This window comes from Nocardia pseudobrasiliensis NBRC 108224, from assembly GCF_001613105.1.
In the GTDB taxonomy this organism is placed as follows: Bacteria; Actinomycetota; Actinomycetes; order Mycobacteriales; family Mycobacteriaceae; genus Nocardia; species Nocardia pseudobrasiliensis.
Map to the genome: position 1 here is coordinate 417,202 of NZ_BDBS01000002.1, position 26,389 is coordinate 443,590.

General features: G+C 65.3%; 22 protein-coding genes and 2 pseudogenes. 10 read left to right on the top strand and 14 right to left on the bottom strand.

The genetic code is table 11. The features are described 5' to 3' along the window. Nucleotides 1–227 precede the first annotated feature (227 nt). On the bottom strand, nt 228–1,148 hold the full coding sequence (locus NP4_RS03345; RefSeq protein ID WP_218023975.1) for a polysaccharide deacetylase family protein: 921 nt from the start codon (nt 1,146–1,148) through the stop codon (nt 228–230). Nucleotides 1,149–1,531: 383 nt separating this feature from the next. On the opposite strand from NP4_RS03345, the gene NP4_RS03350 reads away from it, so the two are divergent. The 3 genes from NP4_RS03350 to NP4_RS03360 all read left to right on the top strand — a co-directional run bounded on the left by NP4_RS03350 (nt 1,532) and on the right by NP4_RS03360 (nt 5,511). Then, nucleotides 1,532–1,816, top strand: a complete 285-nt coding sequence (locus tag NP4_RS03350; RefSeq protein WP_147287838.1) for a hypothetical protein — start codon at nt 1,532–1,534, stop codon at nt 1,814–1,816. A 468-nt stretch (nt 1,817–2,284) separates the two neighbouring features. Beyond that, nucleotides 2,285–3,706 (top strand): carboxylesterase/lipase family protein, encoded by a 1,422-nt coding sequence (locus NP4_RS03355; protein WP_245997031.1) that lies wholly within the window; start codon nt 2,285–2,287, stop codon nt 3,704–3,706. Between the two features lie 608 nt (nt 3,707–4,314). After that, on the top strand, nt 4,315–5,511 hold the full coding sequence (locus tag NP4_RS03360; protein WP_245996956.1) for a lipase family protein: 1,197 nt from the start codon (nt 4,315–4,317) through the stop codon (nt 5,509–5,511). Between the two features lie 735 nt (nt 5,512–6,246). Here NP4_RS03360 and NP4_RS03365 read toward each other — a convergent pair. From NP4_RS03365 to NP4_RS03390, 7 genes and pseudogenes are all read right to left on the bottom strand, one after another. Next, nucleotides 6,247–6,507: pseudogene (locus tag NP4_RS03365) on the bottom strand (IS30 family transposase); the annotation flags it as partial. Between the two features lie 118 nt (nt 6,508–6,625). After that, nucleotides 6,626–6,799: a hypothetical protein gene (locus NP4_RS40605; protein ID WP_156524877.1), complete on the bottom strand. Its 174-nt coding sequence runs from the start codon at nt 6,797–6,799 to the stop codon at nt 6,626–6,628. Nucleotides 6,800–7,630: 831 nt separating this feature from the next. Next, nucleotides 7,631–8,539, bottom strand: a complete 909-nt coding sequence (locus NP4_RS03370) for a NucA/NucB deoxyribonuclease domain-containing protein (RefSeq protein ID WP_147287839.1) — start codon at nt 8,537–8,539, stop codon at nt 7,631–7,633. After that, complete coding sequence (locus tag NP4_RS03375; RefSeq protein WP_245996959.1) at nt 8,454–9,650, bottom strand: LGFP repeat-containing protein; 1,197 nt, start codon at nt 9,648–9,650, stop codon at nt 8,454–8,456. The genes NP4_RS03370 and NP4_RS03375 overlap by 86 nt, the downstream gene beginning before the upstream one ends. Nucleotides 9,651–10,600: 950 nt before the next feature. Continuing rightward, a complete protein-coding gene (locus NP4_RS03380; protein ID WP_147287840.1) occupies nt 10,601–10,954 on the bottom strand; it encodes a hypothetical protein in 354 nt (117 codons plus the stop codon). Between the two features lie 457 nt (nt 10,955–11,411). Next, nucleotides 11,412–11,831, bottom strand: a complete 420-nt coding sequence (locus tag NP4_RS03385; RefSeq protein WP_067991539.1) for a toxin-antitoxin system YwqK family antitoxin — start codon at nt 11,829–11,831, stop codon at nt 11,412–11,414. Between the two features lie 258 nt (nt 11,832–12,089). Beyond that, nucleotides 12,090–12,980 carry an endonuclease V gene (locus NP4_RS03390; RefSeq protein ID WP_342773407.1) on the bottom strand — a complete coding sequence of 297 codons (891 nt, stop codon included), beginning with the start codon at nt 12,978–12,980 and terminating at the stop codon, nt 12,090–12,092. Between the two features lie 1,438 nt (nt 12,981–14,418). On the opposite strand from NP4_RS03390, the gene NP4_RS03400 reads away from it, so the two are divergent. Genes NP4_RS03400 through NP4_RS03410 form a run of 3 tightly spaced genes read left to right on the top strand, consistent with a single transcriptional unit; the run spans nt 14,419 to nt 17,848 of the window. Beyond that, nucleotides 14,419–15,648 carry a cysteine desulfurase family protein gene (locus NP4_RS03400; RefSeq protein WP_067991550.1) on the top strand — a complete coding sequence of 410 codons (1,230 nt, stop codon included), beginning with the start codon at nt 14,419–14,421 and terminating at the stop codon, nt 15,646–15,648. Further along, nucleotides 15,645–16,769 (top strand): tRNA 2-thiouridine(34) synthase MnmA, encoded by a 1,125-nt coding sequence (gene mnmA / locus NP4_RS03405; RefSeq protein WP_067991553.1) that lies wholly within the window; start codon nt 15,645–15,647, stop codon nt 16,767–16,769. The genes NP4_RS03400 and mnmA overlap by 4 nt, the downstream gene beginning before the upstream one ends. A 32-nt stretch (nt 16,770–16,801) precedes the next feature. After that, nucleotides 16,802–17,848 carry a methionine synthase gene (locus NP4_RS03410; RefSeq protein WP_067991554.1) on the top strand — a complete coding sequence of 349 codons (1,047 nt, stop codon included), beginning with the start codon at nt 16,802–16,804 and terminating at the stop codon, nt 17,846–17,848. Here the strand turns inward: NP4_RS03410 and NP4_RS03415 are convergent, their stop codons facing one another. Both NP4_RS03415 and NP4_RS03420 read right to left on the bottom strand, forming a co-directional pair. Continuing rightward, the gene (locus NP4_RS03415) at nt 17,849–18,193 is read right to left on the bottom strand and encodes a hypothetical protein (RefSeq protein WP_067991556.1); all 345 of its coding nucleotides are present in this window, start codon (nt 18,191–18,193) and stop codon (nt 17,849–17,851) included. It abuts the gene before it with no gap. A gap of 35 nt (nt 18,194–18,228) precedes the next feature. Then, nucleotides 18,229–19,476, bottom strand: coding sequence for an AAA family ATPase (locus NP4_RS03420; RefSeq protein WP_067992078.1), 1,248 nt, complete (start codon nt 19,474–19,476; stop codon nt 18,229–18,231). A 114-nt stretch (nt 19,477–19,590) separates the two neighbouring features. On the opposite strand from NP4_RS03420, the gene NP4_RS03425 reads away from it, so the two are divergent. Beyond that, nucleotides 19,591–20,394, top strand: a complete 804-nt coding sequence (locus NP4_RS03425) for an ArsR/SmtB family transcription factor (RefSeq protein WP_067992080.1) — start codon at nt 19,591–19,593, stop codon at nt 20,392–20,394. A 46-nt stretch (nt 20,395–20,440) separates the two neighbouring features. Here the strand turns inward: NP4_RS03425 and NP4_RS03430 are convergent, their stop codons facing one another. After that, a complete protein-coding gene (locus tag NP4_RS03430) occupies nt 20,441–20,800 on the bottom strand; it encodes an Rv2640c family ArsR-like transcriptional regulator (protein WP_067991559.1) in 360 nt (119 codons plus the stop codon). A 99-nt stretch (nt 20,801–20,899) separates the two neighbouring features. On the opposite strand from NP4_RS03430, the gene NP4_RS03435 reads away from it, so the two are divergent. From NP4_RS03435 to NP4_RS41955, 3 genes and pseudogenes are all read left to right on the top strand, one after another. Then, nucleotides 20,900–21,367, top strand: coding sequence for an ArsI/CadI family heavy metal resistance metalloenzyme (locus NP4_RS03435; protein WP_067991561.1), 468 nt, complete (start codon nt 20,900–20,902; stop codon nt 21,365–21,367). A 42-nt stretch (nt 21,368–21,409) separates the two neighbouring features. Continuing rightward, nucleotides 21,410–21,547, top strand: a pseudogene (locus tag NP4_RS42340) (ACR3 family arsenite efflux transporter); the annotation flags it as partial. Between the two features lie 15 nt (nt 21,548–21,562). Then, nucleotides 21,563–21,868 carry a hypothetical protein gene (locus tag NP4_RS41955; protein ID WP_174556088.1) on the top strand — a complete coding sequence of 102 codons (306 nt, stop codon included), beginning with the start codon at nt 21,563–21,565 and terminating at the stop codon, nt 21,866–21,868. A gap of 4 nt (nt 21,869–21,872) precedes the next feature. Here the strand turns inward: NP4_RS41955 and NP4_RS43140 are convergent, their stop codons facing one another. The 3 genes from NP4_RS43140 to NP4_RS03455 form a co-directional block, all read right to left on the bottom strand. After that, the gene (locus tag NP4_RS43140) at nt 21,873–23,519 is read right to left on the bottom strand and encodes a M4 family metallopeptidase (RefSeq protein ID WP_067991567.1); all 1,647 of its coding nucleotides are present in this window, start codon (nt 23,517–23,519) and stop codon (nt 21,873–21,875) included. 413 nt (nt 23,520–23,932) lie between these two features. Then, nucleotides 23,933–25,585: a M4 family metallopeptidase gene (locus NP4_RS43270; protein ID WP_067991569.1), complete on the bottom strand. Its 1,653-nt coding sequence runs from the start codon at nt 25,583–25,585 to the stop codon at nt 23,933–23,935. 363 nt (nt 25,586–25,948) lie between these two features. Continuing rightward, complete coding sequence (locus tag NP4_RS03455) at nt 25,949–26,371, bottom strand: PPOX class F420-dependent oxidoreductase (RefSeq protein ID WP_067991572.1); 423 nt, start codon at nt 26,369–26,371, stop codon at nt 25,949–25,951. Between the last annotated feature and the right edge of the window lie 18 nt (nt 26,372–26,389).

A 26,389-nucleotide genomic window follows, 5' to 3' on the forward strand; every position in this document is an offset into this window, starting at 1 on the left:
CCGGGACCCCGACGCGCCCTGTTGTTGCGGAAAAGGCCCGAACCCGCGAGTCCGGTGCTCGATCGGAACCACAGCACAACGCTCGGCATGGGCCCGATTCCGCGGCGCAGTCGATCTCACCCGTATAACCGATCGACCCGCAGCAATAGCAGATGTTCTGTGCCGCAGTCGATCGCGGCGGCAATGGCCGCCCGCAAACCGCAGAAGGGACGTTGATCCACGACGTGCTACCGCTCGGTTGGTGTTGGGCCTGCCTGGACCCACGCATCGCGGAGCGTGGTGTAGTCGATCACAACGATGCCCTCCCGGTCGAGAAGTTCCCGAGCTTGCCTGGAAACCAGGAACTCGTAGTCGGTGCGGCGCACGCGCCATCCGCTGCCGATCATCTGGGACTGCTCGCCGCCCATGCTGGGATGCACCGCCCACTCGGTGAGCCCGGCGGGCAGATCGCGAAGCAGCTGGGTGTACCGAGCCGCTTTGCCCGCGACATCGAGAGCGAAGCTGTCCAAGAAATCGTGGTCGACCACCGGCAGGCCCCGTTGCCGGGCCTTCCGTCGCCCTGGTTCGAGCCAGACCCTGACGGCGACGCCATACTCGGCCGCCAGTGTCATGGTCAACTCGAGAATGTCCGCGCGGCCACCGTCGGCCAAGCAGTGGAAGTCCAGATGTGTCGGCATGAGCCCGGTGTCCACCACGGCGTTGATCTGTGCCCGGAACTCCGCCTCGACCTCCGGCAGGCGGGCGCGCGCCAGCAACTCGGCGCGCCCTGCGGGGGTGAACGTGCGCAGCAGGCCGGTGTCGTCGAGCAGTGAGGGTACCGCCGTGTTCGGGCTCAGCGGTTCCCAGTGGTCTTGTGCGGAGTCGCGGACCAGTGTGAGGTGGATCCCGAACCGAATATGTGGTCTGTTCTGCAACAGCCCCACGGCCTGCGGTGCCGCGGGACACACCCGCATAAGGCTGCACGAGCTGGCGATCCCCTGTTCGATCGAGTCGATCACCGCTGTGTTGATGTCCTGGTGCATCCCGAAGTCGTCGCAGTTGACGATCAGTACTCGCGCGTCGGGAGGATGCCCGAGCAGCTCGCTCGACGTGGGTGACGGCTCAGCCGCAGCGGCGGATGCTCTGTCCATCTCCAGAGTGTGGATCACAGACCGAAATGTCATCCCCGACAACGGATCTCGCCTTGTCGACCTCACGATATTCGGCATGTGCGGATGTTCTGCGACACAGTCGATCTCACCCGTAAACCGCTCGGCCCGCGCTTGTCGGGCTTGGTGTCCCATCTCCCAAGGAGGACGTTCCATGGGTGACGGTAGCCGCCTGACCGGCGGGCGTCGAGTGGAACGTCGGGGCGAGCCCCAGGCGGCATCGAGACACCCACCGGTGATCTCGTCGCTCATCACGGGCAGCCTCGCCCTGTCGTCACCACAACCCGATTACACGCTGCCGGGCACCAACCATTTCCAAATTCAACCGGATGGGCACAGCCGCAGGATTCGGATCCGAGGATGTCGTCCTGATCCGCAGCGGGATGTCGTGGGATCCCAATCCCGACTCGACGACACCGGTCCCATTCCTGCACTTCGTGGCAGATGGTTATCCCGAATCCTGGGCCGAAGGCATGGATGTCTATCACAACCCCAACGCAACCCACCCTCTCGATCCCGAGTTGCTGCCGATGGCCGCCCATCATCGGTTGACCGTTGACCAACAGATCGAGACCACGAGCACGACGGCATGGAAGCCTATCGGGTCAACGACCTCGGTCATCGAGTTGTCCACCGATATTCCGGACAACCCCGATACAACTCGATGAGTTGCGGCCTGCGGGTGCGGGTGTGTCTGACGATGTGCCGAGCACGACAGGCCTGACAGATGTCGTTTGGTCAGCGGCGGTTGTTGACCACTGCCCAGCCGGACAGGATCCCAGGTCTACCACTTCAGATATCCTCGACACGAATGTCAGAAACGGTTGGTGTTCAACATCTTTCGGGCATCCTCTCACCGTCGGCCCGACCAGCGCCCGTATGGCATTCGGCAATATGATGCGTTCGGCGGGCCGAGATGATTTCGGCCCGTTGATCTTCCGGGGTTACCGCATGGTCACATGCGAACCGCGCTCCATGCGGCATTTCCGTGTGTTCGGTGAGATCGTTTGGTGCCCAACCTGGTGTGCTTGCGACCAGCGTATGTGAGGTCAGCTGTCGGATTATTCGCGTGACTGCCATTGCAGGCCGGTGTGAGGATGCAGGACATGGATATTCGGGTGCGCACCTGCGCTGGAATGGTCGGGGGAGGTTGGGAAGGCGGGGTGGCGGTGTTTCGTAGTGTTCCCTTCGCTGCCCCGCCAGTTGGACCGCATCGGTTCGCCGCGCCCGCTCCCGCAGTGGGGTGGGACGGGATTCGCGATGTCACGGCGTTCGGACCGCCACCGCCACAGCCGAATTGCGTGGCCACGGGCGATGACTGGCTGACGCTGGCCGTGTGGACTCCGTCTCCTGGGCGAACCGGACTCCCGGTGATCGTGTGGATCAGCGGCGGCACGTATCTGAATTGCAATACCGCCAATCCACACCTCGATGGCGCGGCCCTGGCCCATGGTGGCGCGGTCGTGGTCAGCGCCCACTACCGGACCGGATTCGAAGGCTTCGCCGAGCTCGACGGCGCACCCGGCAACCGCGGCCTGCTCGATCAGCTCACGGCGCTGAGCTGGGTGCAGGATAACATCACCGCCTTCGGCGGCGACCCGGCGAACGTCACCGTGCTGGGCCAGTCCGCGGGTGCCGGGTCGATCGCCGCGCTGCTGGTGATGCCGACCGCGTCCGGATTATTCCGCCGCGCCGTCTTGCAGAGCATCCCCGGGACCTACTTCACCCGCGAGCTCGCCGCCGACATCGCCGGTGAGATCACCGCCGGCTTCGGTCGCCGTCCGTGCGTCGACGACCTCGTCGACCTACCGCCGCAGATGCTGGTCGCAGCGACCCGGTCGGTGACCGAGCGCCTTCCGCGATACGCACACCGGTGGGGTGCGGTGACCAGCACGCCCACACCGTTTTCCCCGGTCATGGACGGCACCGTCCTGCCGGTGTCGCCGTGGGCCGGGCTCGCCCGGGGCGCGGCCCACGAGGTCGAGTTGCTCATCGGCCACACCCGTGACGAATTCAGCTTGTTTGCCGCCCGGCTCGACGACATCGGTGACACCGAAGTCGACGCCCTGATCGCCGGGCTGACCCCGACCCCGGGAGCGCCACGCTACCGCGCGACGTACCCGTTGCTGTCTGCCCCGCAACTGCGCGAGACGGCGTTGTCGGACTGGCTGTTCCGGATGCCGGCACTGCACCTGGCCGAGGCAGCGCACACGGGCGGGGCACGAGTGTGGCTCTACGAACTACGCTGGGGATTCGGGCCCGAGGGTGCTTCTCACAGCCTGGATACCCTGCTCGTATTCGGCACCGCGCACATCGATACCGGTCTGACCGCCACAGGCGCGGACACTCAGGCCGAAGCCCGGAAGCTGTCGAATACGATGCGGTCCGAACACCTGTGTTTCGCGGCCACGGGAGACCCGGGCTGGGCGCGCTATCGACCCCGCACACGAGCCACACGCGTCTATGATCCTGCCGCCAGCGTCGTCGAGTACCCCGAACAGCGCTCCCGAATGCTCTGGCGCGACCAGCGATTCGGCACGCTGGACTTACCGCGATGACTCCAGGGACTGCCCGCACGGCACCCAGCCACGATAAACGAACCTCCAACCGAAGTTATCTTCGTGCCGATCGCTTTCGGGGCACCACGTGCAAGAGACTGCCCGGAACTCGGCTATGTGGTGCGTTCATCGGGCCGAGATGATCTCGTCCCGTTGATCTTTCGGTAGTGCCGCGTGGTCGCGTCGAAACGCGCGCCCAGCGGCCTGAGCGCGCACGCGACCTGACTATTGCCAGCGTCACGCGTTGGAATGAGAGGTCCGAACAGCTCCCGAGTGGCGATCGACAAATCGTCCGCGCGGCTCGAGCTCGACGATCGTTCTCGTGGGTCAGAGTCTCGGTGCACGGCATGGCCGAAGCGAAGATACGGGATCGCTGCGGAGAGTCTTGTCCTCGACGCGCCGCTGTCACTTCGACGAACTGGGATTGATCGCAGGTTAGGGTGGCCGCGGCGGTTCGGCGCGCGAGGGCGAGGCGCGCGGGGGTCCGGTGTGATCGAGCAATGGTGCAAAGTGCTGGCCGACAGTGTGCGACGAGTTCGAGGAGTGATCGGAACGTGGCGGGTAGGCGGCGGGCTGCTGCTCGGAAATGGGCGGTAGCGGCGTTGACTGTGATCTCAACGGCGGCTCCGGTGCTCGGGTGGGCTGACCCGCTCGCCGATCTGGTCGATCCACCACACGAACTCGCCTCGGTGCTGCCGACACCGCCGTCGGACCCGTTCTACGCGCCCCGGCCGGGATTCGAAACGACCGCGCCCGGAACGATTCTCGCAAGTCGCCCGGCAGGGGTCTTATTTCCGCCGACGGCGCGCTCGACCGAGCTGGTGATCCGTTCGGCGGACGCCAAGAATAATCCCGTGCCGGTGGTGGCAACCTTGTTCGTGCCCGACACCCCCTGGACGGGGCCGGGGTCACGTCCGCTGGTGTCCTACAACTCTCCGATCTCCTCCCTCGGAAACACCTGCGCCCCTTCACGCAAGTTCAAGCAAGCGGTCCAGCTCGACCAACTGCCGATGGCGACGCTGCTCGCCCGCAATTACGCGGTCGTCGTGCCCGATCATCAAGGCCCTCGGCAGGCGTACGCGGCCGGGCGGATGGAGGGGCACGCGGTGCTTGATACCGCGCGCGCGGTAACCAGTATCGGGCTCGGCGATCTACGGCCGGACTCGCCGATCGTGCTGACCGGGTACTCCGGCGGTGCCATCGCCACCGGCTGGGCCGCGCAGCTGGCCGCCGACTACGCCCCCGAACTGAACCTGGCGGGCGCACTGGCCGGTGGTACGCCCGCCGACTATCGGTTGCTGCGGCGGGCCATGGACGGCAATCTCGCCGCCGGCGTCTTCCTCTCCGCTGCATTGGGATTGGCCCGGGAATACCCAGAGTTGTTGACACTGCTCAACGACAACGGGTGGCGGCTGGCGCACGCATTGCGCGACAGCTGCGTCGAAGAAGTAGGCGCGCTCGGTATGGTGGGCGAGATCAAGCTCGAACAGCTCACTACCGTGCCCGACCCGCTCAAATTGCCGTGGGTGCAACAGATCCTGACAGAGAACACCCTCGGTGCCACGGCGCCCGGGACCCCTGTATTCATCTATCACGGCGCCGACGAAACCTTCATCCCCCTCACCGGGGCGCGCAACCTCCACGACGATTGGTGCCGTCAGGGCGCGCGCACCCGGTTGGAGATACTGCCCGGTGAGCACTTCATCGTCGGCGCCCATTCCCAAGCCACCGCGCAAATCGCCGATTGGACCGGGCAACTGCTCGCAGCAAACCTCGTTCCCCCCGGCTGCACCACCAACGCCTGACAATGCACCGCCAGAGGACGGCCTCGGCTTGGACCTGCTGAAACACTTTTCGATGTGTCAGCGCGATCCTGCCGTCCAGGACCGGTCCACCACCAGTGTTCCGCGACAACAGGACACACCGCATCCACGCGGCGGACAAACGCGCGGGTATCGGCCTTTCAGTGTGTTCACGAGGTCGAGATGACCTCGGCCTGTTGATCTTTCGGCGGCCCGCGCAGCCCGCTGCGAACAGCGCGGGAAGCGGCATGTGCGTGCACTTGCGTCGACTGAAGTCAGGGGCCGGGACGGCATGACTGCTTGATGTAAAACGACTTACGCTGATGTCCGGACGTTCTGCGGCGCAGTCGATCTCACCCGTAAACGCACCGCACCGCCCGCCGAACCAAAGTGCACGCCGTCAAGCAACTTTGGTTAGTCTTACCTAATGGTTCGTGATCTCGCTGCTCGCTCAGGCGCGGCACTGCCGACGACCAGAGGCACCTGGACGCTCACCGCACTACTCCTGCTGACCATCGCCTTCTCGGTGCCGAACGCACTGGCCGGGATGTGCGCGCCGACCCTGATGGGACATCTGGTGGGCAGCGCACCCACCCCGCATCAGGGCTATGCGTGGGGTTTCACCCTGTCGGCGGCACTGTGCCTGCTCGGTGCGGCGAGCGCCCTGCTCGTCGGCGCGGGCCGCCCACCGGCCGTTGACCTCACACCACACCAACATCCGGTTGCGGCTTCAGGCGGTCATCGCAACGCCTCGTTGAGTGCTTCTGATGGTGTCTTGTGGCCGACGGTTTGTCGAGGTGGTTGGTTGAGTTCGTCGGCGATGGCGTCGAGGTCGGCTCGGGTGTAGTCGCGCATGTCGACGGTACGGGGAAGGTATTGGCGGACAAGACCGTTGGTGTTCTCGTTGCTACCGCGCTGCCAGGGACTTTTCGGGTCGCGGAAGTAGACCGGGATCCCGGTGACGACGGTGAACCGGGCGTGTTCGGTCATTTCGCGGCCAGGTCAGCACGGTGCGCTGAACAAGGCGTTGCGATGGACTTGCTTGACCGCGGAGATATGCCGGACATGGTGGGTTGGCTTCGGGGCGCTTGATGTGGCTGTCGTGGTGCTTGCGTGGTCAGCCTTCGTCGGTTGCGGGGACGAGCCATCTCGTCTGAGTGCTGAAGGGGTAGCGGCCCGGTGCGTCGCCGACGGCGACGACCACCGCGCGCTGCTCGTCTTCGATCTCGACCACCTCGAAAACATGCACGCCGCCGGCTGTCAGGCGGACTCGATCACCGACCTCTACCACGCGCTGGAGAATACTCGAACCCGTGTTCGACCTGTGTGTGACACGCTGGGTTCTTGATGTGTCATCTCATTGAGAGGTGATTCGCGGTACTGCCGCCCCCTAGGCCTGTATCTGGCCCTGGCTCTTCTGAGATGCGGCGGCTGCGCGGGGCGAGAGCGCCCGGCAGCGCGGCGGCGCGTTCTACGGCATTCCGTGTTTGCGCCGTGCCAGGCGGGAACTCGGTGTGCCGCAAGGGCGTCCATAGGCCGACTATTGGCGAGCCGCGATGACGCGAGTGCGCCGTGACCTCGCACAGCGTCCACAGACTCGGTCTGTGGTGGTGGCGCACGCGCCGGTAGCGGACCCGGCCGCCCGCGGGCTGGCCAGACTGCGTATGGGTGGTGGCAGTCGGTCAACCGTGCCGGTGCGAGTGCGTACTTCCTCGCGAATGTCCGCCGATCCGATTTGGTGCTGACGCTACGGCGTAGTCGTGGCGTCGAGGTCGCCAGTGTCTACGGAGCCGCCGAAGCCTGGGGGCTGGTTGGGGCTGACGCCTTTTCGGGAGTCTTCGTAGAATTCCTGTGCGGTGGACGGTTTTCCGGGCTCGATGGTGGGTTCGTCGAAACCGGGGTCGTGGTGCGCGGGGATGGGGGCTCCACTCTCTTGTTGGGCTGAATCGTTGCGGGGTGGGTGGGAGGCGTTCGGGGTCGACTGTGTCCACAACCCGATTCCGGCCGCGACGACCGCGATTCCCGCGAGAGCGAGATAGAGGTGTCGTCTGTTCACGGTTCTCTCCTTGGTGGGCGGTCCCCGCCCTGATTGTAGGACCGGGGACCGCCTGCGCAGGTCAGGTCACGGTATCGGGGGTAGGACGCCGCCGGAGGCGTGGACGGTGAACGGGTCCTGGTTGACCACGCGGTTGTCGGCGTAGAACGTCCCCAGGGCGCGGCCACCGTCCTGGTTGTGATCTTTGTTGATCATGCAGACGCTGTACCCGTTGGGATCGGTGCTGGCGCCGAGGTCTGGGACGTGGCATTCAGGGTTGAACGTGCGGCCGGGGCCTCTGGTCGAGGCTGCGCCTTCGGTCGTTGAGGCCATCGGGTATTCGTCGCATTGGCGGTCTCCGATTCTGCGGCCGTCGCGGACGGGTCCCGAGGCTGGGCACGACGTTTGCCGGTTGATATCGATGGTTGTCCGGTCGGTCTGCCGGTGCAGCGGGCGGGCGGCGGTGCCGGGAAGGCCGGACGCTATCGCTCGTTCCACGTGACCGGTCAACTCGGGTGTCGTCCCGGTCAATTCGAATTGCGGAGTCAGTTTCGGCACGACGCAACCTTGCTGCAGCCGCTGCTGGTTGTTCTTGAACGTCGTGTCGCACCGGAACTGATCGACCTCCAGATGACCGGAGGTGGAGTCGAAGATGTTGGACGCGTGGTTACCGAAGTTCCAGTGCAGACGCATGACGCGGTTGACGATGTCGTAGTCGGCCATGTCGTGTTCTTTCCACACGATCACCAGCGTGACCGTGGTGCGCGCTGTGATCGATGTTCCGCTGGCCGGTCCGGAAACGCTGAACTGATCGCTGCCGAAACCCACGTACTCGGGCTTGTATTTGAACGTCGGCGAGCCGACCTCACCCCGGAACTCGTCGAAAGAGATCTTGAACTCCTGATGCATCTCACCGGTGCGATGTGAGGACAGGACGCCGGTTTGCACGTGGTACGGGATGTTCCCGAGCATCTCGTGGGTTTTGGAGTCGAACACGTTGTAAGAACTGTTCCAAGTAGTGCACGCCTTCTTGCGTTCCCACCCCCCAGGTCCCGTCACCGGGCCCCTTCAGGCACCAGTCCGGAATGAACACGTCGGGGCCGTTGTCCCGTGGCGAGAGGTCTTCTCCCCGCGGGGGAGCCGCCTTCGACGCGACGCTCGGCCCGGTGCAGGGTGTGTCTTTGTTGCAGGGATCTTCGGTATAGGCACGTCCAGAGAAGACCGGATCGTTGTGGGTGCCTTGCGCGGCGTCGACGGCGAAATCCTGATCCGTGTTCGGTCGGCCGTCGACCGTGGGTTCGGTGGGGACAGTGGTCGCGACCGGATCGATGGGCCAGCCCATGGTGCCGAACTGGAAGTCCTGATACCAGGCTGTACCCCGTTGGTACTGGTCGGCGGTGGGGTAGCCGTAGGGCCCCTTCTCGTATCCGGACTTTGCCCATTTGTCCAGCAACCCACCGCTGACCGGATGTGTGCCGTAGGCGCCGGTCCAGTAGATGACCCCGTGTTCGAAGCGATTGAACCGGCCGATTCCGTCCGGCGTCCCGGTCTCATCACTCATCGGATAGCCGAGAAAACCTCCCTCCCAACCGGTTTCACCCCATTTGTCGCGGATCGCTCCAGCGACGTAGTAGGCCTCGTTGAGTTTCCAGTAGATGGTGCCGCCTTGGAAGTACTGGCGGCGACCGACGTTGTCCGGATTGACGATCTCATCGGATGTCGGATAACCCAGCCGGCCGGCTTCCCAGCCGTTGCGCTGCCAGGCGGCGAAGAAATGGTTCACCACGGGATGCGCGCCGCCCTCGGAAGACCAGTAGATGGGGCCGTTCTGGAACGTCGACCGCTTGCCGACACCGTCGGGATTGGTCAGCTCGTTGCTCGTCGGATACAGCAGAAAGCTGTTCGGGCCGCCGAGCTCGTTGTACTTGTCGCGGATCGCCCCGCACACCTCGTACGGTGCAGGCCAATACACCTGACACCCGTCGGTGACCCGGCGCCGCGCATTGCGCGAGGTCGTGGCGGCTTCGATTGTCTCGGCCTTGTCGGCCTGCTCCTTGGTGAATCCGCCGGGAACCAGTTCATGATCCGACCGCATCTTCCCGGGCACAACCGTCGCATTCGGATGCTCGGTCGGTTTCCACCGACCGACAGGCGCTTTCGACGTCGACGGCGGCGCTGGCATCGTTGGTGATGTCGTCTTTGGAGTGGTCTGCGAGGGGCTCGTGCTCGGCGGGGTTGTCGGAGGCGCTGCCGTTGGTGACTGGGTCGAGCGTGATCGGGGAGGCGCGGAGGAAGTGCTGCTTGGGCCCGTAGTTGGAGGGGGCGGTGGTGTCGTCGCGGGTGGGGATGCGGTGGTGGATGTTCCCGATGGATTCGAGGTGGGGGGTTGCGCGTTTGCCGCGACTGCGCTCACGGTGAGTGCAGCGATCACCGCCGCGACAGCCGCCAGGCGCGCTGCGCGAGCCGGTCGTCGCCGCGACTGCGGTTGCTCAACGAACATCACTGGTCCCCCTCTTTGATAACCTCGAACGGCAGGCACGTACCACGTTGGTTTCGAAACCTGTTCCGTTGCAACAGAACACGTCCGAGGATCACGGTAAATCCCTGGTTGCCCGAATCGCCCGGTTTCTACCGAACGGGAGCAGTACCCCTAGTGAGATCTTCGTTCGTCGAGGGCGCGGCCAGCGGTCCCGTTCCATTGGCGTCTTTGGCTGTTGATCGGGAAGTCATGAGCGACTGCCGCGGTGGTGAGGAGGCTTCAGAGCCACTCCAGGCGCGGCACCCGTTGGAAGGCAAGCCGATATTGGGCCACACCGGACATGACGGTGGGCAGCCGCTTGGAGAGCGCCCCCATCGGGTACCCGGACCAGATCCTGGCCGGGAACTGGTCCTGACGCCAACACTGAGTAGCGGCATCCCGCGCGCTCCGACGCGGCTACGCGGCACGTCCGAAAGAGCAACGGGCCCAGATCATCGCGGCCCGCTCAAGGCTCCATATTTCCGATTGAGGATCGCCGCCAACGGCCGCCACTCGAAACAGGTCCTCTCCCAGGGATGTTAGGAGTTCGGTGCTGGATCCGCGGTCCACATGAAGAAGTAGTGCAGCATCACCCGCGGGTGGACCGCGACCGCGAGCGCGGCTACCAGGGCGAGGGATATCAACATACCTGCACCGAAAGCCAGTCCGCCTTGCCATAGCGCAGCCGCGGCGACAACGATTCCGATGACCCAGCTTACGATGGGCGTGGCACCGAGGATTCTCAACCAGAGCCAATAGCCGGAGCGGATCTTGTCGGCCCCGAACATCCGGACCATGCGCTCGCCGGTCAGCACTGCGAGCGGGCCACCGTACTGGAAGCCGAAACCCGCCAGCACGAGCAGCAGTGGCACAACGCCCGCCAGAAATCCCACCCCGAAATCCCACATTCCCTGATAATGACACGGGGCATCGCATACGTCGAGATGTGTTGCCGTGCATGGTCGCCCAGGCCGCCCGCCCTCGCTCGAGTAGGACTCGGACCGGATCTCGTCGATGGCCATCCAGGGACGGGCAGAGGTCATCTCAGCTTGCCGAATGCCCGCAATGTCGATTCCGGCTATTCGGAGACTGGGCGTCGTGGGCGTCGTGGGCGCGTGTGCGCTGACGAGTCGCCGATCGGCCGATCCCCGAGCGGCGAGTAGTCCCGCTCGGACGGATTATCGACGCGCGGAAACGCTTTCGAAGAATTCACGGACGAGACAGAGTGGGCGCAAGGGTCGGGTGCGCCGATATCGAATATCGAAGGCGATATGCCTCGAATGGAGTGGTTCTACGAAAGCAAGACCGTGACCCTCGCGCAGTCGGAGGGTCTTGTCGGTCTATATATTGTCAGGCCCGAAGGGATCCAGGTTGAAAACAACTAGAGCTAGGATCATTGCTCTTCATGTATCGTTCCATTCTGCTGATTCGCTGTATTGGCTTGCCGGCTTCATCCCATTCTCTGCGGGATATCTCCTGTCCAGTGTCGGAAAACTCGACCTCGGATCCGAGCTGACCATTGTTGTGCCAGGTGCGGAAGACCCCCACCGCGAGGCCGTGACGCATCTGACCCTCCGTCATGATTCGTCCATCTGCCCACCACTGTTTTGTTGGGCCGTGCAAAACGCCATCGACGTAGAAGTCTCGAGAAATCACTTGCGCGCCGCCCACCGTCTCGATGGCCTCGCCGGTGTAAGGCTCGCCGCAGTACGTCAGGCGTAGATCATCATCCCAGCTGACCTCATCGAAAGTCAGGTCGATACGGTTCATTATCCACCTTCATCGGACATCGATTTGACTCGAGACTGCCATTCTAAGCGCACTCGGTGCGCCTGTAATATTCACATGATTCATGTGGTGTGACCGGGCGGGTATGTGCCGCTCCAGATCGCTGGTGCGCGTTGGGTGGCCAACTCGGCAAAGTTTTTCAGGTGTCGCTTCGGTCGGATTCGGTGTAATCGGCACGAGCTTTAAAGGACTGGGTGGTGGAGTGAGTGCCCGACCGCGACGGCCAGAGTCTTCCACTTACTACCGTCCGCGCAACAACGTTCCGCAGAGGTGGTCTGCGCGACGTGTGGTCTCGGGCTGACGGTACTTAGGGGTGAGGGCAAGAACCTCGGCGCAGGCAGTGTCGAGATCGATCCGGTGTCCGACCGAAACATAGACCGGTTTGACGCCGTCCCGGGTGCGCAGCGCGCGGCCGACCACCTCGCCGTCGAGGGTGATATCGGCGGATGCGCCGCGCTTGCGTCCGGGCGCGGTGTGCTCGCCCCAGACGGTTTTGGCCACCCCGATCGTCGGCGTTCCGGTCAGGACCCCGAGATGGCAGGCCAGTCCGAATCGTCGAGGATGGGCAATCCCCTGGCCGTCGCAGAGCAATAAATCCGGTGTGGTTCCGAGCCTTTCGAGTGCGGCGATGGTGGCCGGCAGCTCTCGGAAGGCGAGTAGCCCCGGCACGTACGGAAAGGTGACGCGCCCTCTGGCTGTGGCGGTGTCCACAGTTTCGAGTGTTGTGGCATCCAATACCACCACGGCGGTGACGACATTGCTGTCCTCGTCGTAGGCCGAGTCGATCCCGGCGACCGTTTGGAATGTCGCCGGACCGGACGAGATCCGCGGTTCCATCAGCTCGCGCAGCCTTGGGCGGTCAGCAAGCCATTGAAATGGGAGCTCGGTCATAACTGCCGATTCTGGGCAGGTTCGTGCAGTCCGATCCGGTCGCAGTTCATGCAGAGTAAAGCCGGACTTCTCCGCCATTCGGCAAGAGGCGTGGTTGCCCTCCTCACGTAGCAGCTCGAGCCTGGTGAGGTCGACCATGCGCTGCTCGTCCAACGCCCATTGTGACAATGTCTCCAAGGCGCGGGCGGCGACACCTCGACCGCGCGCGGGGTTGCGGTCCAATAGCGACGTCGGCGACATCTGAGGCAACAACTTTCGCCGTCACATGACCCACAGGTTTCCCGCTGCCGCCGACCACCGCGAAACTGAACCGACCCGCAGCCGGCGTTCAGGATCCGCCGTCCGGCCACGTCTCCGGCGAGCTCCAGCATCGCCGGCCGCTCGTAGTACCGTTCGCCGGGCTGGTTTCGTTCTCCGGGGTGTAGCCCTCGGCGAGGCCGGCTCCTAGAGGCCAAAGAAGTCGGCGGCCGCAGGGATCGGCGACCTCGCATGATTGGTCACATGTGCTGTGCCACAACTAGATTGCTTCATCGGCCTCCGCATCGTCGATATCGGCGAATTCCGGCCTCGCGATCTTGCTCGGCATCCTCGGCTTGTTGAGCTTCCCGAGGTGGAAGATCATGTCCGCGTGTGTCTCGGTCAAATCGACACGCGCGCAGAGTAACTCGCGGCGAGATTCGGTGTACAGCCTCCACGTGGGTCGAGTCGGGGAGCGTGTCGCCATGGTGCTCGGACGGGATACGGCCGCTGTTGGGGAGGGGGCGACCGGTGGTCGTGGTCGGGGGCATCTTCGAAAGGCGCTGGCGGCTGAGAAGGACGGCGCGCTCGCGAGTGCCGTGGTGACCCCTGGATCTCATCAGGGCCGGGGTGCGCGCGGCTCCACTCGCGGTCAGCCTTTTCTGCTACCAGCGGTGAGGGTGCTCGGGTTCGTCGCAGGTGGGCACGGCAGACCGTCGTGACTGGTGATCGTGGCGGCGGTAATGGTGTTCGTGATCGGCCGTGCTGTGGCGCACGCGGGGTGGTTTTCGACGTGTCGTGGACCGCAGGGGGCGAAGTGATGAGCCGGTCGGTCGTGCACCTGAGGCTCGATCTGGCCTTCCGCAGGCCGTCCCAGCTCCGTGGCGTCGTCGGCGTTATTGCGAAGTTGTCGGTGCCCAGTGAAGCTCGGCGGGCGAAACGATTGGACACCGCTCCCGACGGGCGTTCATCGGCTCTCTGAGTCCTGGTCGAGTCTCTCTGGCGGTCCTCGGTAGGCGATGATTGTCGTTCGTTTCGCAAGCAACCAGGTTGATCGATCCTATGGAAGATGCTCGGCTGCCTCGAAAACGTGTACGTCGCTGACTGTCAGGCGGACTCGATCGCCGATTGGAGGTTATCGAACGCGCGTTCGATTCCTGTGGAATGCGCAGTAGTAGTGATGCGTCATCTCACGGCGTATCCGTCGAATGTCGAGAGATGGTTCACGGCACGGCAGCCGTCCCATAGCCGATCTGCTCGCGGCCCGACCGAAACCGAGCCCGCAGCGTTCACCACCGAAGACACACCTCGACCAGGCCTCGGGGAATACCCCGCCCCCGCACCCCCGTTACGACTCGTGGGTAAATCGTAGAAAATTCGTAGATCCCCGGGGGAGACCCCAAGGATTCGCAGGTCAACGATGGGATAGGCTTTGTCGGTCATGAAGTCGGCTTTCCCGGGTCCGGTCGGTGCGGTGCCCAAGACGGTCTACCTCGATCACGCGGCCACGACACCCATGTTCCCGTCCGCTGTCGAGGCGATGGTTGCTGTGCTGGGGACGGCCGGTAATGCCTCGTCGCTGCACGGGTCGGGGCGGGCGGCGCGGCGGCTGCTGGAAGAGGCGCGCGAGTCGGTCGCGGCGGATCTGGGGGCGCGGCCCTCGGAGGTCATCTTCACCTCGGGGGGGACCGAGAGCGACAATCTCGCCGTCAAGGGGATCTATCGGGCGCGGCGGGAGGCCGATCCGCGGCGCGATCGGATCCTGGTCGGTGCGATCGAGCACCATGCCGTACTCGATGCCGTCGAATGGCTCGAACAGCACGAGGGCGCGCGGGTGACGCTGCTCGAGGTGGACGGCGACGGTGTGGTGTCCCCGCGCACCCTGCGGGCGGCGCTGGCCGACCATGCCGACGAGACCGCGTTGATCACCGTCATGTGGGCCAACAACGAGGTCGGCACGATCGAGCCGATCGCCGAATTGGCCGCCGTCGCACAGGAATTCGATATTCCGCTGCACAGCGACGCGGTGCAGGCCGGGGCTCAGCTGCCCATCGACTTCGCCCGAACCGGTTTGGCCGCGGCCAGTTTCGCCGGTCACAAGCTCGGCGGCCCGCACGGCGCGGGTGTCCTACTCCTCGGTCGTCAGGTGCCGTGCGTGCCGTTGCTGCACGGCGGCGGACACGAGCGCGACCTGCGTTCGGGCACTTCGGATGTGCCCGCGGCCGTGGGCTTCGCGGCCGCGCTGCGCCAAACCGTCGCGGAAATGCCTACGCGCACAGCCGAATTGACCCGACTTCGCGACGACATGATCGCCGGAGTGCGGGCGGCGGTGCCCGACGTGATACTCAACGGCCCCCCGGGCGAGCGGCGGCTACCGGGTAACGCGCACTTCACTTTCCCTGGCTGCGAAGGTGATTCGCTGCTGATGCTGCTCGACGCCGCCGGGATCGAATGTTCCACGGGGTCGGCCTGCAACGCGGGCGTGGCCGCCCCGAGTCATGTGCTGCTGGCCATGGGATCGGATGCCCGGCAGGCGCGGGGTTCACTGCGCTTCTCGCTGGGGCACACCTCGACTCGGGCCGACGTCGAGACATTGTTGAACGCGCTGCCTCCGGTGGTGGAGCGCGCCAAGGCCGCCGGACTGGCCGGGGCGAAGGGAGGTACCCGATGAGAGTGCTCGCCGCGATGAGTGGCGGAGTCGATTCCGCCGTTGCCGCCGCGCGCGCGGTCGAAGCCGGACACGAGGTGGTCGGGGTGCACCTGGCGCTGTCGGCGAATCCGGGAACGCTGCGCACAGGTTCGCGCGGCTGCTGTTCCAAGGAGGATGCCGGCGATGCCCGGCGTGCCGCCGATGTGCTCGGAATTCCGTTCTACGTCTGGGATTTCGCCGATCGGTTCAAAGAGGACGTGATCGACGACTTCGTCGCCGCCTACGCCGCCGGTGAGACGCCCAACCCGTGTCTGCGCTGCAACGAGAAGATCAAATTCTCCGCCCTGGCCGACCGCGCGGTGGCCCTCGGCTTCGACGCCGTGGTCACCGGACATTACGCGCGCCTCGAGGACGGCGTGCTGCGCCGAGCCGTCGACGCCGACAAGGATCAGTCCTATGTGCTGGCCGTGCTGACGGCGGATCAGCTGTCGCGGGCCATGTTCCCGGTCGGCGACACACCCAAGCCGCAGATTCGCGCCGAGGCCGCCGAGCGCGGGCTGGCGGTGGCGAACAAGCCCGACTCCCATGACATCTGTTTCATCCCGTCGGGAGACACTCGCGCGTTCCTGGGCGCGAAGATCGGCATCCGGCCCGGTGCGATCGTCGACTCCGACGGACACAAGATCGCCGAACACGAAGGCGTGCACGGCTTCACGATCGGCCAGCGCAAGGGACTCGGCCTGCCCGGACCCGCGGCCGATGGCCGCCCGCGCTATGTGACCGGCATCGACCCCGACTCCGGCACCGTGCACGTAGGCCCCGCCGAGGAGCTGGAGGTGTGGACCGTGCTGGCGGATCGGGCGATCTGGACCTCCGGCGCGACACCGTCCGGCCCGATCGAATGCGTCGCGCAGGTGCGCGCGCACGGCGGCACCGCACCCGCGGTCGCCGAGGATGTGGAAGGCGGCTTGGTGGTCCGGTTGCGCGAACCGCTGACCGGTGTGGCGCGCGGGCAGGCCGTGGTGCTGTATCGTCCGGATGCGTTGGGGGATCAGGTGATCGGCAGCGGCACGATCAGCGGAACCAGCGGTGATCGGGCCGAGAATCTCGCGGGCGAGCTGATGCCCGAGAGCGCGCGGTGATCGGTATCGACACCGCGCGGGGAGGTGGGACTGTGCGGGTATCCGACGAACAGCCGATCCTGCGCGGCGGCATCGCGACCGGTGTCGGCTCCTGGCCCGGCGTCGATCCGCGGGAGGCCGCGGCGACGATCGTCGGTGAACTGTCCGATCTCCCGCACCTGGTCGAATTGCCCGGCCGCGGAACGGGTTCGGATATGATCGGCCGTTCCTCCGCCCTGCTGATCGATCTGCGCTTCGATACCACGACCCGGGGCTACCGGCTCGCGCCGCGGCCCGGTTCGGTGTCTCGGCGCGCCCACGATCTGCTGCGCACCGATCTGGACGCGCTCGAAGAAGCCTGGGAGACAGCGGGTCTCGGCGACAGCGGCCGCGCGATCAAGGTGCAGGCGACGGGCCCGCTCACGCTGGCCGCTCAGGTCGAGCTGTCCGGCGGCCATCGTATCCTCACCGATTCCGGTGCGGTGCGCGACCTTTCGGAATCACTGGCCGAGGGCGTGTCCCGGCACGCCGCCGAGGTCGCCCGCCGATTGGGCGCGAATGTCGTTGTGCAGCTGGATGAACCGTCACTGACCGATGTCCTGAACGGTTCACTGAAGGGCACCAGCCTACTGGACACCGTGCCCGCCCTCCCCGGCCCCGAGGCCCTGCACATTCTCGACACGGTGATCGCCGCCCAGTCCGCCCCCGTCCTGGTGCACAGCTGCGCCGGCGCACCGCCCCTGGAGTTCCTTCGTGGAAGCGCCGCGGCCGCAATCGGTTTCGATCTCGCCACCATCGCGACGAGCGACCTCGACGCGGTCGGCGAACTGCTCGACGGCGGCAAATTCCTGGCCCTGGGCCTGGTTCCGACCAAGGCGCCCGCGACGCCGCCGACCTGGCGCGCCGTCGCCGAACCGGCGGTCCGCCTGATCGACCGCCTCGGGTTCCGCCGTCGTACCCTGGCCGAGCGGATCCTGATCAGCCCCGCCTGCGGCCTGTCGACCGCCCCGCTGAGCTGGGCTCGCCGCTCGCTGTCGCTGGCCACCGACGTCGCCCGCGCGTTCGGCGAGGAGCCGGAGGAGCTGTCCTTCGCGGACTGATCAGGACCCCAGATACGGCCGGGCGCCGGGGTGGTTGATCTGCCAGCGGTCGGGTTTGCCCATCGGATAGACCACGGTGATGTCCTCGCCGGGGGAGGGCCACTGGTTGACGTCCCAGGCGAACCGTCCGTAGACGGTTTCACCGGGGACCGTCGGTCCGGTGATGGTCCCGGTGATGGTGACGTACTGCTCACCCTGGGCCGCCGGGCGCGGGCTCACGCCGGTGACGCGCAGAGTCCCGGTCTCGGGCTGTGCGGGCGCCTTGCCGACCCGGCCGCGGCGATACACCGTGAACAGCCCGATCAGCACCAGCGCAAGCATGACGATGAACGCGAACTCCAGCATGCCCCCATGCTATGCGCTGCCCCGCGGCCGCCGATCTACAGCGCGGTCAGCTCGCTTGTCCCGGCGGCGGTGCGGCGCAGTTGCCAGACCGTGGTGCGGCGCGACTGCGAGCGACCGTTGCCGCGGTCGACGAGGGTGCGGTGGCGGGTGGTGAAGACCAGTTGCGCACCGCGGGAATTGGTTTCGGGATTCTGGAACAGCTGGATGAGGCGGTCGGCGGTATCGCCGGTGAGATGGGTATCGATATCGTCGACGGCCAGGACGCGGCCGGTGTCCAGGGCGTCGAGCACCGCGGGCAGCAGCCGCAGCAGCGCCAGCGTGGCGGTGGATTCGTCGGCGATGTCGAAACTCGCCTCGATGCCCTCGTGCACCAGGCCGAGCCCGACGCCGCGGCGGGCGACCATGCGGGCGTAGAGGGTGTCGCGGGCGGTGCGCAGATTGGCGAGCTCGCGTTCCAGGGCCAGGGGAGTGAGGCCGTGGTCGCTCTCGAGCTGTGCGGCGTGCGAGGGGGAGGCGATGGCGGAGTCGAGTTCCTTTGCCAGGGTGGCGATTTCGCCGTCGAGATCGCGTAGGTAGTCGGCGTACATGGGGTCGTGGTCGGCGATCAGCAGATCCGAGATCCCCAGCTCGGCCGAGCGCAGCAGGAGTAGCAGCCGCGCGGCGTTGTCGGCCGAGCGCGTGATGTGACTGCCGAGGCGGTGTGCGATCTCACTCGAATCCTGGGGCCCGCGAAGCACTTCCAACTGTGTAGCGAACCAGCGGTAGGCCGGGACCAGCGCCTCGGCGTACATCTGCCCGGACAGGCTGAGCAGCAACGCATTCGGGCGCACCAGCGGCACCAGCGCGCCGATGCCGTAGCGAACCGGCTCGAACATCGGGCCGATGCGCACCTGATCGTCCTCGCGCTCGAAGACGATGCGCTTGCGATTGTGCGGATGACTGTGCAGCCATTCGGCGGTCACATCGGCGTTGTCGAGCCGGAAGCCGTAGCTGTAGGGAATGCCCTCGGCGACGAAGGTCGCGACGAATTCCGAAGGGCGATCCGCGAATCCGAGATGCGGCGCGCGCACCGGTCCGGCGTAGGGATCCCATCCGGTGACCGAATTCAGGACCGCGTCGCGCATCTGCGCCAGCGCATCGATCAGGCTGGATTTACCGCTGGCGGCCGCCCCGTGCACGGCCGTGACGGGCGCCGGTAGCGAGCCGGCCCGGTTGCCGATCAACCGCAGTTCCTGCGATTCGGCCAGCGATCTGTGATTGGTCACCTGAAAACTGCGCAGCATCCGTGCCATCCTGCCGTCCGCGCCCACATCGCGCGACATCGGCTTGACATGCAACCAAACGGATGCCTATTGTCTAGTTATGCAACCAAGGGGTTGCATATGGAGGATGGTGATGTGGACGAGGTGTTCAAGGCGCTGGCCGACCCGAGCCGCCGCTTGCTGCTGGACAGCCTGAACGCGCACAACGGCCAGACTCTGAGCCAGTTGTGCGCGGGGTTGGAGATGACCAGGCAGGCGGTCAGCAAGCATCTGGCCGTACTGGCGGCGGCCAACCTGGTGACGACCCGTCGTCGCGGCCGGGAGAAGCTGCACTACCTCAATGCCGAACCCATCAACGCCATCGCCGACCGCTGGATCAATCGCTACGACCGCGGGCGCATCCACGCCCTCGCCGACCTGAAAACCGCATTGGAGAGCACGGCCATGACCAACGAATTCGTCTACACGACCTACATCAAGACCACGGATCGCCTGTTGTGGCAGGCGCTTACGGAACCGGCGTTCACCAAGCGGTACTGGGGGGCGACGTTCGACACCGACTGGAAGGTCGGCTCGGAAATGGTCTGGCACCAACAGGATTGGTCCAGTAAGGACGCGGCGCAGGTGGTGCTGGAGGCCGATCCGTACCGGAGGCTGTCTTACACCTGGCACACCTTCGATTCGTCCTTCGCCGAGGCGATGCGGATGAATCCGGATGATGTTGCTGCGTGGGGGAGCGAGCCGCGTTCGAAGGTGGCCTTCGAGATCGAACCGATGGGCGAGATCGTGAAACTCACTGTGGTGCATGACGGTTTCGCGCCGGGCAGCGGTGTGCTGCTAGGCATCAGCCAGGGCTGGCCCGGCATCCTGGCCAACCTCAAGACTCTGCTGGAAACCGGTGAGACGCTGCCGGAGCCGGAAGCTTCGGGCAAGTCCTGATCTTGCTGCCGCCGTCTCGTGCGAACGATCGAAGAACGAGCCGGAGTCAGCCGCAACAGTTGGGGTCCAGGACTGCGCAGAGCGCTGACAGTGCGTCGCGACGGGCGTGGTGGAAGGTATTCATTCCTCTGCGCTCGGACTCGATCAGCCCGGCGTTGCGGAGTTGGGCAAGGTGATGGCTGACGGTCGATTCCGACAAGCCGACCGTCGCGGCGAGGTCTCCGCTATTCGCTTCTCCGGTCGTGCTGGTCAGTAGCAGTGACATCAGTTTCACTCGCACCGGGTCGGCGATCGCCTTGAGCCGCAGCGCCACCTCGAGCGCGGCGGCGTCGTCGACCGGTGCGGCTGCCACGGGTGGGCAGCAGACAGGGGCGGACATATCGATCACGGGCAGCGCCTTGGGCATGAGGCAACTCTACCGACTTCATTGACATATGTCGAAGAGGCGGTGCACACTCCTGTCGTCAGTTCTTCGATATATGTCTCACAGCTGGAGGATCCCGTCATGTCCCGCATTCAACTCGCTCTGAACGTCGACGACCTCGATCAGGCGGTCACGTTCTATTCGACCCTCTTCAACGCTGAACCCGCCAAGCGCAAGCCCGGTTACGCGAATTTCGCCGTCATCGAGCCCCCGCTGAAGCTCGTGCTCATCGAAAACCGCGGGCACGGCGGCACCGTCAACCACCTCGGCGTAGAGGTCGAGTCCTCCGACGATGTGCGCGCCGAGATCGCGCGCCTGTCCCAGGCGGGCCTGTTCACGGAGGAGCAGATCGCGACCACGTGTTGCTTCGCCACCCAGGACAAGGTCTGGGTCACCGCGCCGGATACCGAGCGCTGGGAGGTCTACACCGTGCTCGCCGACGGTGAATCCTTCGGCACCGCACCGGAACTCGGCGATGCCGAGGCCTTGCAGACGTGCTGCGGTACTGCGGAAGAGGCTGTCGCTTCCGGTGCGAGCTGCTGCTCCTGATCCGTATGCAAGTGGGTCGGTCGCACCGGCTGTTCGCTTCCTTCGACCTACGGCGCTGCCTCGGGTCAAGCCCTCGCCGGAGTCGTCGGCCCGCTGATCGAAGTCCCCGTCCTCGTCGGCCTGGTGTACGTCTCCCTCGCGCTACGAAACCGCTTCTCCCGCATCACCACCCCGCACTGAACGCGGAGCACCGCCATGACCGACAACCCTCTTGCGCACGCCGACGCCGTTCGTGAAGGCACCACCTTCGAGCACTTCGTCACGTCCACCCCGATGCCCGCGGCCGAGGCGTCGGTCTGGCACTGCTCGCGGCGCTGCTGGAATCCACCGACGCCGCAGGCATCTGGACGGTCCAACTCATCGAACGTCGCGGCATGCCGATTGCACGTGGGCGTTGAAATCGACGCTCTCCCAGCCGTCGTATTCGCGCATTACCTTTGGGGCGCAAAACAAACCGGACGCCTCGCCCAGGGCTGCGAGACGTCCGGCTCTGTTTCGTAAGGGACTAGCTGGCCACGTTCAGGACGGGCATCTTGACCGCCTTGACCGCGTTGGCGACCTGGGTGCAGTCGGCCGCTGTGGTGCCCTTGACCTTGTTCTGCACGTTGGCCTTGCACGCGTTGTTGAGTGCGCTGCCGAGGGTGCGGTAGGTCGCGTTGGACGTCAGCATGGTCTGCGTGGTCCAGTACAGGGCCGCGGTCTTCTCCAGGCCGATGCCGGTGACGGTCACGCCGTTGAGGCTGCCGCCGTCGACCAGCAGCTGCGCGGTTTTGTTGCCGACGCCGCTGTTGGTGTGGACGCCGCCCTGGTCACCGCTGCCGGTGTACCAGTAGGTCCCGCGGTAGGTGTCGGGCTGACGATGCGATTTGGGGTCCTTCATATCGCGAATGACGCCGAGGGAGCTGCACGCGCCGAGCTTCCACCGGTTGGCCGGGGTGTTGCAGGAGTTGGCCGTATCGGTGAGGAAGGTGAACTCGCCGAAGATGTCCGACATCGACTCGTTGATCGCACCCGACTCGTTGCGGTAGATCAGACCGTTGGTCTTCTCGGTCACGCCGTGGGTGAGCTCGTGGCCGGTGATGTCCTCGGTGGTCACACCGGAACCGTAGGCCATGTGGCCGTTGTTCCAGAACGCGTTGGCGTACGGGCATGCCGACAGGTCACAGATCCGGACGGTGCCACGCAGGGCCTTACCGTGTCCGTCGCCGGTGTCCTTACCGATGTAGCTGGTCAGGTTGCCCGGCAGCTGGGTGTACTTGGTGTAGAAGCCCTCGGTGTTGCCGAAGTAGTTGAAGACGTTGTCCACATCGGCGACACCGACCGGACCCATGCCCTCCCAACGGGTGGCCTTGAAGCCCTGCGCGGTCCCGCACTCGGTCGGGTCGTAGGGGCTGTTCAGGTCGACGCGCTTGTTCTTGGCATCGCAGACGACGCGGTTGAGATGCGCTGCCGCATCCCAGCTGTCGATCACCTTGGCGTTGTCGTTGGCATCGACGAAGACGACGAAGTTGCTGGGCTTCTCCTTGTCCTTGCCGTCGCCCTTGATCTCGACCTTGAACGCGGGCACCGCGACGCTCTTGCCGTCCTGCACGGACGCCAGCTTGGCGTCGTACCAGAAGGCTTGCGGCTCATCGGCGGCCAGCTGATCGGCGGGGGTCTTGGTCTTGTCCGCGATCGCCTTCACCGCAGTCGTGGTCACGGCCTGGGCCGCCTTGGTGGAGGAGAACTTGCCCTGCGACTTCTGGGTCAGCGATCCGGTCGCCGAGACGAGCGAACCGTCCTTGGCCAGCAGCTGCGAGACGGAGGCGCCGAAGACGGGGATCGAGTCGATCTCCTGGCGCAACCGCACCGTGGAGCCCTCGCCCACCGGCAACACCTGGTCGACGACGAGCTTGCCGACCTGATCGGAGGTGAACACCTTCTCGACGCCCGGCGCGTGCGCCTGTGCGGCCGAGGGCGCTTCCTGCGGCGTACCGGCCGGCACCGGCACGGGCTGCTGAGGCACCACCTGGCGAATCGTGCCCTCGGGGTCCTTCAGGACCTGCTTGGGCACCACGGACAGATCCGAGCTGCTCGACGGCGGCTGCGGGGCCGAGGGCGGCTCACCGTAGGCACCCGTCGTCGACGCGAAAATCGTTGTGGCTAAGGTCATTACCGATAAGGCGGCGTAACGCACCGCCCGTTTTCTTGGGTTCATGCTTTTAGATGGAAGCACGGGCCTCGAAGCCCTGTGTGTGAAATCACTTGCGCGACATCGGGGGTTACTTGCCGGTTACGCAAATATCCTCGGCCGCAACGGGTTCGACGCAGTGAAATCAAGAGGGGATCAATGTCGCGTACTCGCGCGTAGAATGGCTCATCCGGCCAGCTGACGTGGGCTTATGTGAGCGAGAGCTGGTCGAATCAAACAGCTTTCATGACACGAGACCGGCGCGCGTCGCGCAACCTAGATCATCGACTCTCCGCGCGCAATGATCTTCGTCGATTCCGGAACCCCTACTGCCCGAAACGGGAACCGGACGTCTCGCCCAGGGCGACGAGACGTCCGGCTCGGCTTCGAAGGGACTAGCTCGCGACGTTCAGGACGGGCATCTTGACCGCCTTGACCGCGTTGGCGACCTGGGTGCAATCGGCCGCGGTCGTGCCCGCGACGCCGTTCTGCACATTGGTCCGGCACGCCGAATTCAAGGCGCTGCCCAGCGAGCTGTAGGTGGCGTTGGACGTCAGCATGGTCTGCGTGGTCCAGTACAGCGCCGCGGTCTTCTCGATTCCGATGCCGCTGACGGTGACGCCGTTGAGGCTGCCGCCGTCGACCATGAGCTCGTCGGCCTTGTTGCCGACGCCGCTGTTGGTGTGGACGCCGCCCTGGTCACCGCTGCCGGTGTACCAGTAGGTCCCGCGGTAGGTGTCGGGCTGACGATGCGATTTGGGGTCCTTCATATCCCGGATGACGCCGAGGGAGCTGCAGACGCCGAGCTTCCACCGGTTGGCCGGGGTGTTGCAGCTGTTGGCGGTGTCGGTGAGGAATACGAACTCACCGAAGATATCCGACATCGACTCGTTGATCGCGCCGGATTCGTTGCGGTACACCAGACCGTTGACGTTCTGGGTCACACCGTGGGTGAGCTCGTGGCCGGTGATGTCCTCGGTGGTGACGCCGTCGCCGTAGGCCATGTGGTCGTTGTTCCAGAACGCGTTGGCGTACGGGCATGCCGACAGATCGCAGATCCGGACGGTGGCCCGCAGGGCCTTGCCATTGCCGTCGCCGGTGTCGTTGCCGATGTATTCGGTCAGATTGCCCGGCAGCTGAGTGTATTTGGTGTAGAAGCCCTCGGTATTGCCGAAGTAGTCGTAGACGCGATCGACGTCCTGGACGCCGGTCGGGGGCTGCCCCTCGGTGCGGACGGCCTGGAATCCGTCGGAGGTGCCGCACTGGGTGGGATCGTACGGGCTGTTCAGATCCAGCTGCTGATCCTGCGCGTCACAGATCACCCGGTTGAGATGCTTTGCGTCGCTCCAGCTGTCGAGCACCTTGGCGGTGTTGTTCGCGTCGACGAACACGACCCAGCGGCCGGGTTCGTTCTTGGCGTCACCCTTGCCGTCGCCCTTGACATCGACCTTGAACGCGGGCACCGCGACGCTCTTACCGTCCGGGACCGCGGCCAGCTTCGGGTCGTACCAGTAGGCCTTGACCCCGTCGACGGCGAGTTTGTCCAGCGGGGACTTGGTCTGATCGGCGATGGCCTTCAGCGCGGTGGTCGAAACCTCTTGCGACGGTTTGGTGGTGGCGAACTTCCCCTGCGACTTCTGCGTCAGCGAGCCGGTCGCCGCGAGCAGCGAACCGTCCTTGTTCAGCGATTGCGATACCGATGCGCCGAATACCGGAACCGAGTCGATCTCCTGACGCAGCCGCACGGTCGAACCCTTGCCCACCGGAAGCACCTGGTCGACAACGAGTTTGCCGACGGCCTCGCCGGTGAAGACCTGCTCCACGCCCCGGGTATGGGCCTGGGCGGCCTGTGGCGCGCCCTGCGGGGTGCCCGACGGTACCGGTAGGGGTTGCTGTGGCACCACCTGGCGAACCGTGCCCTGCGGATCCTTCAGGATCTGCTTGGGCGCCTTGACCAGATCGGAGCTGCCGGACGGTGGTTGCGGCGCCGACGGCGGCTCACCGTAGGCTCCCGTGGTGGAGGCGAATATCGTTGTGGCCAAGGTCATTATCGACAGGGCGGCGTACCGGGTCGCCCGTTTGCGTGTTGCTCTCATGCTTCTAGATGGAAACACGGCGGTCTGCACATGATGAGCGAAACAAATTGCGCTACATCACCGTTTGCGTCGCGGCGGCGTGGTTATGGTCTGATGCAAAGACTCTCGAGTCCGTTTCGGGGCAGTGGTACGGAGAGTCGGTCATTGCGTCGTACTCGCAGATGTGCTGACCCGACGCGCCGGAAGGCGAGCGGCTACGGCATCGAAAAGTAGCCGAACGAAACAGTTTTCGCCCACCGCTGTCTGGAGTGCGCCCCGGATTCGGGGCGTCGCCGGAATCCGGCGCGAGGTCGTCGCCGCGGCCTGCGGATACCCCTATCGGTTCAGCATGCCGTAGGCGTGGTTCGGGGTGATGCGGGCGACCACCCGGCGGTCCGCGACCATGGCCCGGCGATAGTCGTCCCAGTCCGGATGCTCGCCCGACAGCGCGCGGTAGTAGGCGATCAGCTCCTCCACCGTCGCGTCGTCGGCGCTCGCCGCGATCGGGGACAGCTCCACCTCGCCCTCGAGTACCGCGTAAGCCCAGAAGTCCGCGCGGGTGATGTGCAGCGCCGCCCAGGGCTCGCGGCGCAGATTGAAGTATTTGGCGCGGTCGGCGGTGATGGAGATCCGGATCACGCCGTCCTGGCCCACCCAGTGCGTGACATTCGACAGCTGCGGGCGGCCGTTCTTGCGGATCGTGGTCAGCACCGAGTCCCGTTGCGTGCGGGCGAAGTCGAGCGCGGTATCGAGTTCCATACCGAATCCAACCCCGGG